General features: G+C 75.8%; 13 protein-coding genes. 6 read left to right on the top strand and 7 right to left on the bottom strand.

Features of this window, described 5'->3' with window-relative positions:
• Positions 1 to 184 precede the first annotated feature (184 nt).
• The 3 genes from OG982_RS01080 to OG982_RS01070 form a co-directional block, all read right to left on the bottom strand.
• Complete coding sequence (locus OG982_RS01080; RefSeq protein ID WP_266947719.1) at positions 185 to 3,052, bottom strand: poly(A) polymerase; 2,868 nt, start codon at positions 3,050 to 3,052, stop codon at positions 185 to 187.
• On the bottom strand, positions 3,052 to 4,803 hold the full coding sequence (locus OG982_RS01075) for an RNA ligase family protein (RefSeq protein WP_266947717.1): 1,752 nt from the start codon (positions 4,801 to 4,803) through the stop codon (positions 3,052 to 3,054). The genes OG982_RS01080 and OG982_RS01075 overlap by 1 nt, the downstream gene beginning before the upstream one ends.
• 120 nt (positions 4,804 to 4,923) lie before the next feature.
• Complete coding sequence (locus OG982_RS01070; protein ID WP_266947716.1) at positions 4,924 to 5,280, bottom strand: hypothetical protein; 357 nt, start codon at positions 5,278 to 5,280, stop codon at positions 4,924 to 4,926.
• Between the two features lie 978 nt (positions 5,281 to 6,258).
• Here OG982_RS01070 and OG982_RS01065 point away from each other — a divergent pair.
• From OG982_RS01065 to OG982_RS01050, 4 genes are all read left to right on the top strand, one after another.
• Positions 6,259 to 7,347 carry an NUDIX domain-containing protein gene (locus OG982_RS01065; protein ID WP_266947714.1) on the top strand — a complete coding sequence of 363 codons (1,089 nt, stop codon included), beginning with the start codon at positions 6,259 to 6,261 and terminating at the stop codon, positions 7,345 to 7,347.
• Positions 7,348 to 7,416: 69 nt separating this feature from the next.
• Positions 7,417 to 7,947 carry an SRPBCC family protein gene (locus OG982_RS01060; protein WP_266790619.1) on the top strand — a complete coding sequence of 177 codons (531 nt, stop codon included), beginning with the start codon at positions 7,417 to 7,419 and terminating at the stop codon, positions 7,945 to 7,947.
• A 95-nt stretch (positions 7,948 to 8,042) separates the two neighbouring features.
• The gene (locus OG982_RS01055; RefSeq protein ID WP_266790620.1) at positions 8,043 to 8,576 is read left to right on the top strand and encodes a hypothetical protein; all 534 of its coding nucleotides are present in this window, start codon (positions 8,043 to 8,045) and stop codon (positions 8,574 to 8,576) included.
• A 219-nt stretch (positions 8,577 to 8,795) separates the two neighbouring features.
• Positions 8,796 to 9,731: a class I SAM-dependent methyltransferase gene (locus OG982_RS01050; RefSeq protein WP_266790622.1), complete on the top strand. Its 936-nt coding sequence runs from the start codon at positions 8,796 to 8,798 to the stop codon at positions 9,729 to 9,731.
• Positions 9,732 to 9,812: 81 nt separating this feature from the next.
• Here OG982_RS01050 and OG982_RS01045 read toward each other — a convergent pair whose 3' ends face one another.
• Together OG982_RS01045 and OG982_RS01040 are read right to left on the bottom strand one after the other, a co-directional pair.
• Positions 9,813 to 11,189 carry a DEAD/DEAH box helicase gene (locus OG982_RS01045; RefSeq protein WP_266792296.1) on the bottom strand — a complete coding sequence of 459 codons (1,377 nt, stop codon included), beginning with the start codon at positions 11,187 to 11,189 and terminating at the stop codon, positions 9,813 to 9,815.
• 297 nt (positions 11,190 to 11,486) lie between these two features.
• Positions 11,487 to 11,981: a MarR family winged helix-turn-helix transcriptional regulator gene (locus OG982_RS01040; protein ID WP_266947712.1), complete on the bottom strand. Its 495-nt coding sequence runs from the start codon at positions 11,979 to 11,981 to the stop codon at positions 11,487 to 11,489.
• Between the two features lie 91 nt (positions 11,982 to 12,072).
• Between OG982_RS01040 and OG982_RS01035 the strand changes: the two genes are divergently transcribed.
• On the top strand, positions 12,073 to 12,456 hold the full coding sequence (locus OG982_RS01035) for an HGxxPAAW family protein (protein ID WP_266790626.1): 384 nt from the start codon (positions 12,073 to 12,075) through the stop codon (positions 12,454 to 12,456).
• 67 nt (positions 12,457 to 12,523) lie between these two features.
• Positions 12,524 to 12,730 carry a cold-shock protein gene (locus tag OG982_RS01030; protein WP_266790628.1) on the top strand — a complete coding sequence of 69 codons (207 nt, stop codon included), beginning with the start codon at positions 12,524 to 12,526 and terminating at the stop codon, positions 12,728 to 12,730.
• Positions 12,731 to 12,831: 101 nt separating this feature from the next.
• On the opposite strand, the gene OG982_RS01025 is transcribed toward OG982_RS01030, so the two are convergent.
• Together OG982_RS01025 and OG982_RS01020 are read right to left on the bottom strand one after the other, a co-directional pair.
• Positions 12,832 to 13,398 carry a TetR/AcrR family transcriptional regulator gene (locus OG982_RS01025; RefSeq protein ID WP_266790630.1) on the bottom strand — a complete coding sequence of 189 codons (567 nt, stop codon included), beginning with the start codon at positions 13,396 to 13,398 and terminating at the stop codon, positions 12,832 to 12,834.
• The gene (locus OG982_RS01020; RefSeq protein ID WP_266949842.1) at positions 13,395 to 13,748 is read right to left on the bottom strand and encodes a DUF1304 domain-containing protein; all 354 of its coding nucleotides are present in this window, start codon (positions 13,746 to 13,748) and stop codon (positions 13,395 to 13,397) included. The genes OG982_RS01025 and OG982_RS01020 overlap by 4 nt, the downstream gene beginning before the upstream one ends.
• Positions 13,749 to 13,825: the final 77 nt, after the last annotated feature.

Here is a 13,825-nt window from a genome sequence, read left to right as displayed (position 1 = left end):
TTCTTCAATCCTTGTGAAAAGTGTTGACGAAAAAAGACGGCAGGGCTGTACTGAGGCTCCTGACCGCTCCGTTCCGCCGCGCTCGCCGGTCGGGACGGAGTGGTCACGAAGGTTCGAGGGGTGACCTCGCCGCCCGGGCAGGTGCTGTCGTGCGTTCGTTACTTGTCGGCCGGGACCGCCCGGCTCAGGAGAGGGCCGGGACCGCCCCGCACTCCGCCCAGGCAACCTCGACGCCCGCGAGGGCCGTCGCCCACGGTGCGCAGAGGGCGGCCAGGCGGGCCGGGTCGGGCGGCGCGGCGCCGAGACCGATCGCGTACCGGGCCACGGTGTCGCCGAGCTCAAACGGGCGGGGCCAGGCGTGCGCGTCCGCGACGCCGCCGCCCTCCAGGGCGCCGAGCACGGCGCGCAGGCGACCGCGCATCCGGCCCAGGGCCTCTTCGAACTCCCGGGGCGTGGCGCCCCGTACGGTGACCACCGCCCACGCCGCGTGCCGGCGGTGCAGCGGCGGCGGCCCGGCCTGCGGGGACTCCCACGCCTCGTACAGCTCCCGGCCGAGCAGGTCGCGCAGCCCGGGGCCCACCTGCGGCGTGCAGCTGCGGACCGGCTCGGAGGGGGTGAGGACGGTGACGGCGTGGCCCGCGCCAGTGCCCGTGGCCGTGGCCGTGCCCGCGCCGGTGCCAGTGGCCGTGCCCACGCCCGGGGAGGAGTGGTACAGCGCGATCGGGTCGCGCCAGTCCCAGGCGGCCCAGGTTCCGAAGAACTCCCGGAGCAGGTCGTCGCAGGACGGGTCGGCGGCCTCCCGTACCGTCCGCGCCGCCATGACCGCCCAGGCGATGCCCGGCAGCCCGCCGAACGGCGCCGAGTCCAGGCCCCGGGCCCGGGCCCACGCCTTCACCCGGCGCGCCAGCCGGGCGAACGCGGCGTGCTCCGCGCCCACCGACTCCCGCACCGCGTCCGCGTCGCTCACCGCGCTCAGCGCGAGCGCGGCCGCCTCGCCGAGCTCCGCCCGCCGGGCCAGGGCCTGCGCCGGGTCCAGCGCGCCCGTGGCCACGACCACCAGGTCCACGTCCAGCCCGGCCACCCGGAACCGCAGCCCCGGCACCCGTGCGCCCTTCACCTCGCGCAGCCGCCCGGCCTCCGGCAGGGCCGCCGCGATCCGGTCCCGGACCTCGGCGCTGCCCACCGTTCCCGGGAGCGCCGCCACCAGGTCCAGGTCCGCACCCGGCCCCGCGCAGCCCATCCGCCGCGATCCGGCGAGGTGCACCACCCCGTCGTCCAGCGCCCGGGTGATCCGCGCGGTGACCGCCTCGGCGAGGTCACGCGCCCCGGACGCCTCGACCACCGGCTCCGGTACGGGCTCCGGGATCCACCGCACCTCGCCCGTCCCCAGCTCCACCGTCGCCCGGACCTGCATCGGCCCGTCCCCGCGCCGCGACAGCACGGCCAGCGAGGCGACCCGCGCCGAGACGCCCGCGCCGCTGCCGAGCCGGGCCGCGAACTCCCGTACCGCACGCTGTGGATCCCGGCTGCGCCCCAGCGTCAGATGCGGCGTGTACCCCTCCAGCCGCCCCCGGCACCCGGGGAACCGCCGCGCCAGTGCCTGCCGCAGCTCCTGCCACGGGCCGTCGCCGTCCGCCGCCGGGTCCAGCCAGATCGTGGCGTCCTCCCGGTGCCCGAAACCGTGCACCCCCGCCAGCCGGGCCGTGAACGCCGGTGTTGCCGCGGCCACTTCGGCCAGCAGTGGCACGGCCGCCCCGAACGAGGACTCCGGCACGAAGCCGAACAGCAGGTTCACGTGCGCCGGCCAGCGCTCCGCCTGCGGGTCGTGGGCCCGGCGCAGCTCGTCGACCGCCGGATCGTGCGGCGCCAGCCAGGCCACCGCCGTCCGCGCGGTCGCCGGTACGTCGAGCGGCGCGTCGCCCTCGCCGGGCGCACCGAACTCCAGCACCGCCTGCACGCCGTAGTGGTCCGAGGCGAACAGCCCGTCCGGCGCGGGGGAATCGCCCCGCAGCGAGGCCTCCCGTACCCGCGCCGCCCCCGAGACGGAGCGCAGCAGGATCCGGTCCAGCCGAGCCGCCCGCCCCGACAGCGAGCCCACGGCGGCCAGCGGGTTGGCGGCCGGGTCGAAGGTCGGCGTCCCGTCCGCCGCCCCGTGCACCTCGCTCCACGCGTCCCGCATCCCCAGCGCGGCCGCCGGCCCCTCGGCGCCGCCGCGGCCGTCGTTGAAGTCGCCGACCAGCAGGATCTCGGCCTCGGTGCCGCCCAACCCCTCGGCGATGCGGGCAAGTTCGCTGCGCCGCCGGCCGGCTCCGTCCTCGGTGTGATCGCTCGTCAGGTGGGTGGCGGCGACCACGAGGGGCCCGGCCGCGCTGTCGACCGTCACGGCGGCGACCGCCTTGTGCGCCCGCAGCACGTGCAGCCCGGCCTCCCGCACCGGCAGCCGGCTCAGGATCAGCAGCCCGCTGTCGGCGACGTCGCGGGCGCCCGGGTCGGTGCCCAGGGTGTAGCCGGCCCGCACCCACGGCGCCGCCAGCAGCATGTCCAGCAGCGCCGGCTCCACCTCCTGCAGGGCGATGACGTCGGCGTCGGCCCGCGCCAGGTCGGCCAGCAGCAGCGGCCTGCGCCGGGCGGTGGAGATGAGCGGGCCGTCGTACCGGTCCCACAGCGTGTTCCAGGTCAACACCCGTATCCGGTCCGGCAGGAGCGCGGCCGGCCCCGGCTCGGACGGCCGCCAGGCGCCGCCGCCCGCCGGATCCCACGCGTACGGGGTCCGGGCGGTGAAGAAGGGGGAGCGCAGCAGGCGCGGGTCGCTGATCCGCCCGGCCCGCGTGGTGTCGATCAGGTCGAGGCCGGTCGCCCGGTCCCACACCAGCTCGCCGTCCGCCTCCGCGAACAGCACCCGGTGCCACGGGATGTCGCCCCCGGGCACGAAGGAGGGCAGCGGAACCCGCTTCGGGGCGGCCCCGCGCTGGAGCAGCCCGAACACGAACCGCGCCGGGTCGAACCGGGGATCCCAGCGGACCTGGTGGTAAAGCTCCTCGCTGGTACGCATCAGCCGTCCTCGCCCTCGCTCCGGATACCGCCCGCCGTGTCCTCGACCGTGCCGCCCGCGCCGATGTACCAGAGGCGGTGTGCCCGGCCCTGCCCCGGGTACGGAGGCCCGAACCGGTGCAGCTGGGTGGTCAGCACCCGCGGCGGCACGGGGTGCGCCCGCGTCGCGTTGCGCCGCAGCAGCTCCGCCTCGTCCACCAGCACCACCGCGCGCGTCACCAGCGCGTCGCGGCGGCGCGCGACCGCCCCGGCCAGGCCGCGCTGCTGCTCGGTGAGGGAGGTGGCGTCCCACACCACCGTGCCGCCGCCCGCGGCCAGCGCGGCGTCCAGCCGGTCCAGGCCCTCGCGCAGCACGTCGGCGTTGGCGCTCTGGTCGGACCGGGAACCCCGGGCCTCCCTCAGATCGTCGAGACTGATGTACGCGGAGACGCCGGGCAGGTTCCGCGCGAAGGTGCTCTTGCCGCTGCCGGAGGGGCCGCACAGCTGCACCAGGCGCGGATACGTTCCGCCGCGCCAGCGCCAGGTCGCGGCCACCGCCTCCTCGGGCGTGGAGATCCGGCCCCGCGCGAACGCCTCGCACGCTTCGGCCCAGCAGCGGTCGGCCGCGTCCGGGTCCGTGTCGCCGAGCCCGGCGAGCGCCTCCCGCAGCCCGGCGCGCAGCGGTTCGAGCGGCGCCGCGCCGAGCAGCCCCGCCTCCTGCGCGCAGAGCGCCGACCACTCGGCGTGCTCCCGCTCCACGGGATCGGCGGTGGCCCCGGCCAGCGCGTGCAGCACGCCGAGATCGGCCGCGAGGGCCATCCGTACCAGCCCGGCGCGCCGCTCCTCGTCCGGGAACGGCCGCCGCAGCGCCGGGTGCAGACCCACCAGGTCGGCCACGCGCCGCGCGAGCGGCATCCCGGCCGGCCCTGCGGCGAGCCGCGCCGCGATCCTGGCCCGCGGTACCCGGTGCAGCGCGGCGGCCAGCACGCCGGCCAGCCGGGCCTCCCCGGTGCGGCCCAACCCGTCGATCCCGGCGGCCACCTCACCGGCCATCGGATCGGCGGGGCCCGCCTCGTCCGGCTCGAACCCGACGGCGTGCAGCAGCTCCGCCGCGTCCGGCTCGGCCCCGGACCGCACCGCCCACAGCGGTGCGGAGCGCCCGAGGCCGTTCGGCACCACCTGCGCGTACATCCAGTGCGTATCGGTCTGTACGTGCCCGCCGCGCACCCACTTGGCCACGCACCGCCCGAAGTCGGCCCGGCCGAAGCCGGCCGCGGTCCGTACGACGTAACCCTCCTGCCGGGCGGTGTCCAGCCGCAGCTTGCGCAGCGCCCGCTCGTCGAACGTGCCGCGCCACAGCACGCGCGGGGTGGGCACCCCGAGGCCGTGCAGGAACCGCACGGTGCGGTCCCAGTCCAGGCAGCGGTCGCCGTCCCACACGGAGAACCCGTAGAACCAGCTGTCGAGGTCCTCGTACGGGATGGAGTGCCGGGCGTACAGGTTCTCCCCGCACACCCGCATCCCGGCGGGTATGCCGGCGCCGATCCGGCCCTGCAGGCCCTTCACCCAGGCCCGCGAGGGGTGGTGCCCGGAGTCGAGCGAGCGCGCGTGCAGCCCGTCCGCGTAGAGGGTGGTGTTTTCGCCGTCGAGCTTCTCGGTGACGACCACCTCCTGCCCGACCAGGCCGGCGAGCCCGGCGGCGGCCCGCACGTCATCCCCGCCCACCCCCGGTGACCAGGGGAGATGCGCTGTACGGGGGTAATGGGTGCGCATGATCCGCTCCTGGTCGACGAGGCTGTGCCCTGTCACTCTAGGTAAGCGGAGCGGGGTCATCCACCGGTTAATCGCCCGGGGCTTCCTGCCGGTTGGAAAGCCGGCCGGGCCGGAGGCGCCTCAGCCGCCGTAGCGGTTCGTGCAGAGGGCGACGATCGAGGGGTCGAGCGTGCCACGGGCCGCCGTGCACAAGGGGGCCATGTCGTACGTACGCCGCGGCGCCGGCCGGGGCTTGGGGCGCGCGGGCTCGCGAACCCGCGGCTTCGCGGCGGCGCCGGGGCGGACCGGCCGCACGGCCTTCGGCGGCCGGACGGGCCGCCGCCCGGGCTGGACGGGCCGGTACGGGCGCACCGGCCTGACCCGCTCCGGCGGCGCGGCCGGGGCGGCCCGCTCCGGGGCGGCCTGCTCCGGAGCGGCGGGTTCCCGTACCGGCTGCCCCGTTGGAGCCGGCTCCCGGGTGGGGGAGAGTGTCGGCAATTGCCCCAACGGCCAGGCCCCGGGCGTAGGTTCCCCGGGCGCGGGTTCACGGACCGCCGGTGCCGGGCGGGCCACTGCCGGCGCCGGGCCGGGCGGTCCCGGCGGCCCCGCCGGCCGTACGGTCACGCACCCGGCGGTCATCACCAGCACGGCAAGGGTCAGGGGCAGGGCCCGGCGCAGCTGCATCCGCCCACCCTGCCGCACCCGCGCCCCTGGGCGTACGCGCCGTCACGCGGACGGGTGAACAGAACGGCCGGTCGACCGGCGGCCCGGCGCCCGGGGGAGGGGTCACACCGAAGCCGAGGAGCGCGGCGGGGCGAGCCGACTGCTCCTCGGTCGGTGACGTGGTCGGACCGGCGGTTTTCACGCCGCAAGTCCGCAAGCGGACCGTAGCAAGATCGACATAACCTGCCAATAAGGAGGTATGGGGACGGCGGCGGAGTCCCGGCTTCCCCGCGGCTGACCGCCGTAACCCGGGGGCCGCGCCCGCTGTTGCACAGCCCGGCGGGTCCACCCACGGTGAACGGAGTTCCGATGCCGCAGCTGACCGACGAGGCCGCGCCCGAAGCGGCGACCACGGCTGCGCCCGAATCCGTGCCCGGGGCTGGGCCCGAACCGGAGACCAGGGCTGGGCCCGAAGCCGTGGCCGGGGCTGCCCCCGGGGCTGTGCCGGAGGCGGCGACCGGGGCTGCGCCCGAATCCGTGCCCGGGGCTGCGCCCGAATCCGTGCCCGGGGCCGCGCCCGAATCCGTGCCCGGGGCTGCGTCCGGGGCTGCGCCCGGGGCCGGGCCCGAAGCGGAGACCGGGGCTGGGCCCGAAGCCGTGGCCGGGGCTGCCCCCGAGGCCGGGGCTGGGGCAGCGATCGGGGCGGAGACCGGGGCTGGGCCCGAGGCCGTGGCCGGGTCTGCGCCCCAGGCAGCGCCCGAAGTCGTGGCCCGGGTTGCGCCCGGAGTCGTGGCCGGGGCTGCGAGCGGGGCTGTGCCCGAAGCCGGGGTCGCGACCGGGGCCGTGGCCGGGGCGGCGGGGCGCCGGGTGGGCGAGGGCGGACGCGGCGGTGCCGCGGGGGGCGGAGGCGCCGAGCGGTCCGGCACTTGGATGACCCCCGCCGCGTACGGGGCCTCCCGCGCCGCCCTGTGGACCGGAGCTCTCGTCCTCGTAACCGACACCGACGGCCGGGTCCTCGTCCAGAGCGTCGACTACCGGACCGACCGCCTCATGCCCGGCGGCGCCGTCGACGCCGGCGAGTCACCCGCCGCCGCGGCCACCCGCGAGATGCGCGAGGAGCTCGGCGTCGACGGCCACTACCCGCGCGGCCTCGCCGTCGACTGGATCCCCGCGGACACCCCCGGCTTCCCGCCCGAGATGTGCTTCCCGGGGGAGATCCTCTACGTCTTCGACGGCGGCACCTGGACCCCCGACCGCATCGACGCCGTCCGCCTCCCCGCCCAGGAGATCACCGGCATCGACTTCGCCGAGCCCGCCGACCTCCCCGGCCTCATGGACCCGGGTGACGCCCGCCGCGCACTGTCCGCCCTGCGCGCCCGCGTCAACGGCGGCGGCCCCGCCCTGCTGGAGGACGGCCGCCCCACCGCGCCCACCGCCCTCGACCGGCTCGGCGTCCTGCGCACCCGGCGCGCCCCGCAACGCGATGCCTGGCACCCCGGACCCGTCCCCGCGGACCTGCCGGTACGGGAACGCTCGGCCTGGCTGTTCGCCCCCGACGGCCGGGTCCTGCTGCTGATCTCCCGTGCCACCGGCGCCGCCCACCTCCCGCCCCCGGAGGCCGAACCCACCGGGGACGCGATCCCGCTGGGCTACCGCCACGAGGACGGGGCCCCGGCCGCGCACGCCCGCACCGCGGCCCGCCTCACAGCGGTGTCCCCGGCCGCCGACCCGGCGTACGCGCGCCTGCTCGCCACCCCCGAACAGGTCCGGGAGCTCAGCGACTGGGGCCCGGCGGGCTCGCGCGAACTCGCGGCGGTCCACGCGGCCCGCGAAGGCCTCTCCCTCCCCGCCCCGCCCCGCACCCCGGCCACGGAACTCCCCCGGGAGGGTCTGCGCCTCTGACCCGCCGGGCCGCCGCCGCGACCGGGGAAATCCCGGGCGCGCGGCCCGCGGTCCAGGAGCATGGGGCCCATGAGCGACAGTGCGATCACCTACACCCTCTACATCCAGGCCGACCCCTCCCGGGTCTGGCAGGCCCTGACCGAGCCCGCCTTCACCCGCCGCTACTGGGGCCTGAGTTTCGAGACCGACTGGACGGTGGGCTCGGCCATGGCCTGGGTGGAGCGCGGAGCCCGCACCAGCGACCCCGCCCAGGTGGTCCTCGCCTGCGTTCCGCACCGTCTGCTCTCCTACACCTGGCACACCTTCACCCCGCAGTGGGCCGCCTCCGTCGGGATCGCCGAGGACCTGCGGGCCGAGCTGGAGGGGGAGCCGCGCACGAAGGTCACGTACGAGATCGAGCCCGTCGGCGACACCCTCGCGCGGCTGACCATCCTCCACGAGGGGTTCACGCCCGGCGGCATCCTGATCGGCATGTGCGGCCGCGCCTGGCCGATGCTCGCCTCCAGTCTGAAGACCCTGCTGGAGACCGGGGCCGCGCTGCCCGAGCCGGAACACGAAGGGCCCCAGGGCCACGGGGGCCACGAGGCGCACCAGCGCTGACCCCGCACGGGTCCGGGCGGCGCCGGCTCGCGCGCGTTGATGTTGATCCGTACCCTGCGCGCCACATGTTCGCCCGCGTCGTGTGGAATGGGACCATGGCGACAGCTGAGAACCAGATACGCGCGGGAGGCGGCGACCCGGTGCGGCCGGCCGAGGAGACGTCCGCGCCCGAGGGGACGGTCCCGCCCGAGCACTGGCGCTACGCCCGGCACCTCGACTCCCTGGCCGCCGCCCCCGACGAGGCCGCCGAGGCCGAGCGGGTGGCCGCCGTACTGCGCGACCCCGACACGGTGATGGCCGAGAGCGCCGTGGTCACCCACATGGACCGCCGGGCCGCTCAGCTGCTGGCCGACGAGCGGTTCCCCGGCTGGGCCGGTGCCATGGGCGGCGTCCTCGGAGGGCGCGCGTTCCCCGTACGCAGGCTCCGCGAGTGGACCCTGCTGAAGTCGATCAACCAGGGGGAGCCCTGGTCCGTCGCCGAGCTCTCGGCCGCCTCGGACTGGTGCCAGCGGACCGCCGTCACCCTGCTGACCTCGTACGAGGCCCTCGGCCTGCTCGCAGAGGCCGGCCGCACCCGCCGCGTCCGCAACGCCGCCGCCCAGCGGCTGCTCCGGCGCACCGCGGGCTGAGGGGAGCGCCGCGCCCCGAGCGGTTCCTGACCTCCGGCGGACGCCGGAGCTTCGGGCAGGTGTCCCCCGGCGGAACGGTGAGTGTCATTCCGTACCCGGCGCCGAAGAACCGGGTCATGCGCCCATTCGGGGGTCTATGGTCTGCGTACCCGGCCGGTGATCAGTGTTGTCCGATGCCACTCCGCTAGAGGAGGACTCTCCGTGTCGCAGGCTTCACCCATGTCCGCCACCACCCCCGCCCCGCCGGTGCCCACGGCGTTCGGCCAGGTGAAGGGCTGGTTCTCGGCGTACGACCAGGCGCTCTTCGACTGGTTCCTGACCCGCCAGAACCGTGACGCGGACCAGCGGGGCGACATCCTGGAGCTCGGCGTCTACATGGGGAAGAGCGCGATCTTCCTCGGCCGGTACCTGCGTGACGGCGAGGAGTTCACCGTCTGCGACCTCTTCGACTCGCCCGCGCCGGACGACGCGAACCTCGCCGAGATGCAGGGCTCGTACTCCACCCTCACCCGTCGCGCCTTCGAGGCGAACTACACGGCGTTCCACGAGGAGCTGCCGACGGTCATCCAGGCCCCGACCTCCGTGGTCACCGGCAAGGTGCGCGCCGACAGCTGCCGCTTCGTGCACATCGACGCCTCGCACCTCTACGAGCACGTCGTCGAGGACGTCGCCTCCTCGCGCCTGCTCGCCGCCCCGGGCGCCGTCGTGGTCTTCGACGACTACCGCGCCGCGCACTGCCCGGGCGTCGCCGCCGCGGTCTGGGGCGCGGTGGCCTCCGGCGACCTGCGGGTCATCTGCATCTCGCCGAACAAGCTGTACGCGACCTGGGACGACCCGGAGCCCCTCCAGAAGGAGCTGCGCGGCTGGCTGGAAGGGCTCGAGGGCGTCTGGCACGGCGTGGAGACGGTGGCGGAGCGCCCGCTGGTCCGCATCGGCGACAAGGGCCTCGTCGCGCCGCCGGCTCCGAAGCCGCTGCGCCCCGCTCCCGAGGCCGCCGTCCCGGCCCCGGCACCCGAGCGTGCCGCGGCGCCCGCCCGTACGGCGGCGCCCGCCCCGCCGCGCAGGCCGGCGGCGGGCTGGCGCAAGCTGGCCAAGGACCTGCTCCCGCCGATCGTCACCCGCGCGATCGTGGTGCGGCGCAAGCGCCGCCGCTGACCGCGCCCGAACGCCGAAACGGCGTCGGCCCCCGTCTCCGGGGGCCGACGCCGTCGTCGGGGCATCCCCGGACCGGCGGGGTCAGAGTCCCTTGCGGACCCGGGCCGCGCGGCGGGCCTCGGCCGCCTGCCGCGCCTCGATGGTCTTACGGGACTCCTTGCCCTTGCCGGGCCGCCCGGGGCGGGTCCCGATGCCCCGGAACCCGAGGTCGGAGCCCGACGGACGGCCCTTGGCGTCGGTCGGCGCGGCGCCCGCCAACGGCACCCCGGACGGGGCCTTCGCGCCGGTGATCCGGCTCAGGGCGGCCTCGCCGGAGCGCACCTGCGTGATGGTCGGCCGGATCCGCGCGTCGGACATCAGGCGGACCATGTCGCGGCGCTGGTTCGGGGTGACCAGGGTGACGACCTTGCCGGACTCGCCGGCCCGGGCGGTACGGCCGCCCCGGTGCAGGTAGTCCTTGCTGTCGGCCGGCGGGTCCACGTTGACCACGAGGTCGAGGTCGTCGACGTGGATGCCGCGCGCGGCCACGTTGGTGGCGACCAGGACCGTGACGGCCCCGGTCTTGAACTGCGCGAGCGTGCGCGTGCGCTGCGGCTGCGACTTGCCGCTGTGGAGCCCCTCCGCCCGTACGCCCATGGCCCGCAGGTGCTTCACGAACTGGTCGACGCCGTGCTTGGTGTCCAGGAACATCAGCACCCGGCCCTCGCGCGCCGCGATCTCGGTCGCCGCCGAGTACTTGTCGGCCGCGTGGATGTGCAGCACGTGGTGGTCCATCGTGGACACCGTCGCCGACTGCGGGTCCACCGAGTGCGAGACCGGGTCCTTCAGGTACCGGCGCACCAGCTGGTCCACGTTGCGGTCCAGGGTCGCCGAGAAGAGCATCCGCTGCCCGGCGTGGTGGACCTGGTCCAGGATCTCGGTGACCTGCGGCATGAAGCCCAGGTCGCACATCTGGTCGGCCTCGTCGAGGACGGTGATCTTCACGCGCTCCAGGTGGACGTCACGCCGCCCGACCAGGTCGCTCAGACGCCCGGGCGTGGCCACGACGACCTCGGCGCCGGTGCGCAGCGCGCCCGACTGGCGGCCGATCGACAGCCCGCCGACGACCGTGGCCAGCCGCAGCTCCAGGGCCTCGGCGTACGGGGCCAGCGCCTCGGTCACCTGCTGCGCCAGCTCGCGCGTCGGTACGAGGACCAGCGCGAGCGGCCGCTTCGGGTCGGCCTTCTGCCCGGCCGTACGCGCCAGCAGGGCCAGCCCGAAGGCGAGGGTCTTTCCGGAACCGGTCCGGCCGCGCCCGAGGATGTCCCGGCCCGCGAGGGAGTTGGGGAGCGTCGCCGCCTGGATGGGGAACGGCTCCTTCACCCCCAGGCCGGTCATCGTCGTCACCAGCTCTGGGGGCAGGCCGAGCTCCTCGAAGGCCGCCACCGGCGGCAGCGCCGGGGTGACGGTCGCGGGCATCGCGAACTCGCCCTGCGGCCCGAGGGTCCGGGGGGCCTTGCCGGAGCCCTTGGCGCCCGGCTTGGTGCCTGCCTTCGCTCCGGCCTTGATGCCGAAACGCCCATGAGGTGACGGGTTCTTCATGCAGAACCTTCCGTGAGGAGTGCACACGCGGAATGCGGACACGGGTGGTGAACGGCGACGAGCCGGGGCCCGTACCCCTTCGGTACGGGCCCCGGCTCGTCGTGCGTGTCCGCACCGGGCGAATGCGCCCCGCGCTTCAAGTTTCCCGGCCATTTTACCAGTCGGCGACGGTGCCTACGGGGCGACGGATCCCAGCTCCCCGGTCCGGACCTGGGCCAGATGGGCCCGGATCTCGACCGTCGCCCGCCCGAACCAGTCGGCGATGACGGCGACCTCCTCGGGGGAGTACTCGGCGAACACGGCGCCGAGCCGGGCGTAGAAGGGCTCGTACACGGCGACGAGCCGGGCGGCTGCGGCCGGGTCGGCCACCACCCGGACGCGTCGCCGGTCGGCCGGGTCCGGCTGCCGGTGCGCGTACCCGGCCCGTTCCAGGCGGTTGAGAACGCCGGTGACGGCCCCGGTGGTGAGGTTGGTCAGCCCGGCGAGGTCGCCGGCGGCGAGCGGGGTGTCCCCGGCGCCCAGGATGTGGCCCAGGCAGGTCAGGTCCGTGACGTTCAGCCCGAGCAGCTGCGCCACCTCCTGCTGGCCGATGAGGCCCAGGGCCACGTACTGGTCCATGCGCGAAATCGCCTCCGCGGCCGTGGCCGGGGGGCGGGACTTGCCCTGCACGCCGATACTCCTTAGCATCTAAGTTACTTAGCTCGTGAGATAAAAGATCCTGCTCCGAGCCTACTGCTGCCCGCCCTTCCAGGGAGAACGTATGAGCGCGCACGGCCATGTCGACCTCGGCCACACCGTGGCCGGCTGGTCCGGAACCATCCTCGCCCTGCTGGGCTGCACCGGAACCGGTCTCGCCGTGTGTGCGGCCTGGACGCCGGGCATCTGGCTCGGCCTCGCCCTGGTCGCCGTCGCCGGGCTCGTCACCTGGCTGCTGCACCTCGCCGGCTGGGGCAAGCCGAGCGGCCCCCGACCGGCGTCCGAGTGGGACTGGCGCACCCGGGACGCGGCCGCCCGCACCGGCCACGAGCACTGCCTGGGCTGCCGTGCCGCGCCCTCCCGACGCCGCCGCCCCCCGAATCGCGTACGGGGCGACCGTAAGTTCGAGAACCCCCCGTTGGCCGCGCCCGGGGTGTGGCGGGGGTGACACCCGGGCACTATCGAGACGGCCGCGTGTGCGGCCCGCAGTGGAACGTTGAGAAGGATCAGTACTGATGGCAACAGGCATCGTGAAGTGGTTCAACGCGGAAAAGGGCTTCGGCTTCATCCAGCAGGACGACGGCGGCCCGGACGTGTTCGTGCACTTCTCCGCCATCCAGACCACCGGCTTCAAGGAGCTGGCGGAAGGCCAGAAGGTCGAGTACGACGTCACCCAGGGCCCCAAGGGTCCCCAGGCGGAGCGGGTGGTCGGCCTCTCCTGACGGCGTTTCACGAGTACCGCCCGTGAGGTGAGCCCCGCCGGGTCGGCCCGGCGGGGCTCACCCATGCCGCGACGGCCGGGCCCGAGCGGCCGAACCGGCGCTCACACCGCGCGGTGCAGGGCCTTCAGGAGCCGCCAGACCAGGTCCGCGAGTTCCTCGGGGTCCGCCACCGGGATCCGCTCGTGCAGCCAGTCCGCGAGGACGCCGGTGAAGGCCGCGGCCACGGCCGACGCGACGAGATCGGGGTGCGGTGCGCCCACCGCCGCCCGCTCGGCGCGGGAGCGGGCCCGCAGCTCCCGGTGCAGGCGCTCGCCCAGCGGGCCGCCGCCGCCCGGCAGGAGCAGGGTGCGGTACAGGGCGCCGTGCCCGGCGACGCCCGCGAGGAAGCCGGCCAGCGCCGCCGGGGGCCGGGCCGGGGGCGGCGCGGCGGGCTCCGTCTGCCAGGCGTGCAGGGCGTCGACCGCCGCGTGCACCACCTCGGCGCACGCGTCCACCGCGAGCGCGGTCAGGTCCTCGTAGTGCAGGTAGAACGTGGCGCGGCCGACCCCGGCCCGGCGGACCACCGCCGAGACGCTGACCTCGCCGAGCGGGCGGTCCGCGCACTCCGCGAACAGGCTCTCGCGCAGCCGGGCCTTCGTACGGGCGGTGCGCGGGTCCTCGGGGCTCACGCGGCCGGCAGCGCCGCGCCCAGGGCGAGCGCTCCGGGCAGGGCCTGGGCGATCAGGATCCGCCGGTTCGCGGTGGCGGCCCCGTAGAGCCCGGCGACGATCACGCAGACGAGGAAGAAGACCTGCGTCGCGAGCGAGTCGATGACCAGCGACCAGACCAGACCGGCGGCCAGGAACCCGTTGTAGAGGCCCTGGTTTGCGGCGAGCGGCGCGGTGAGGCGGGCGGTGTCCGCGTCGAACCCGGACAGCGCGCGGCCGGGCGGCCGTTGCCACAGGAACATCTCCAGCACCAGGAAGTACGCGTGGAGCGCGGCGACTATGCCGATGAGGACCTGGGCGACCGTGTGCACGGCTGTCTCCACTCTGTGAGGTGTGCGCGGCTGCGCGCCGGTTCAAGGTAGCACTTCCTGGACAGTTGTCCAGGAAG

The organism is Streptomyces sp. NBC_01551, from assembly GCF_026339935.1.
GTDB lineage: Bacteria > Actinomycetota > Actinomycetes > Streptomycetales > Streptomycetaceae > Streptomyces.
This window is presented reverse-complemented; position numbering and strand designations above follow the sequence as displayed.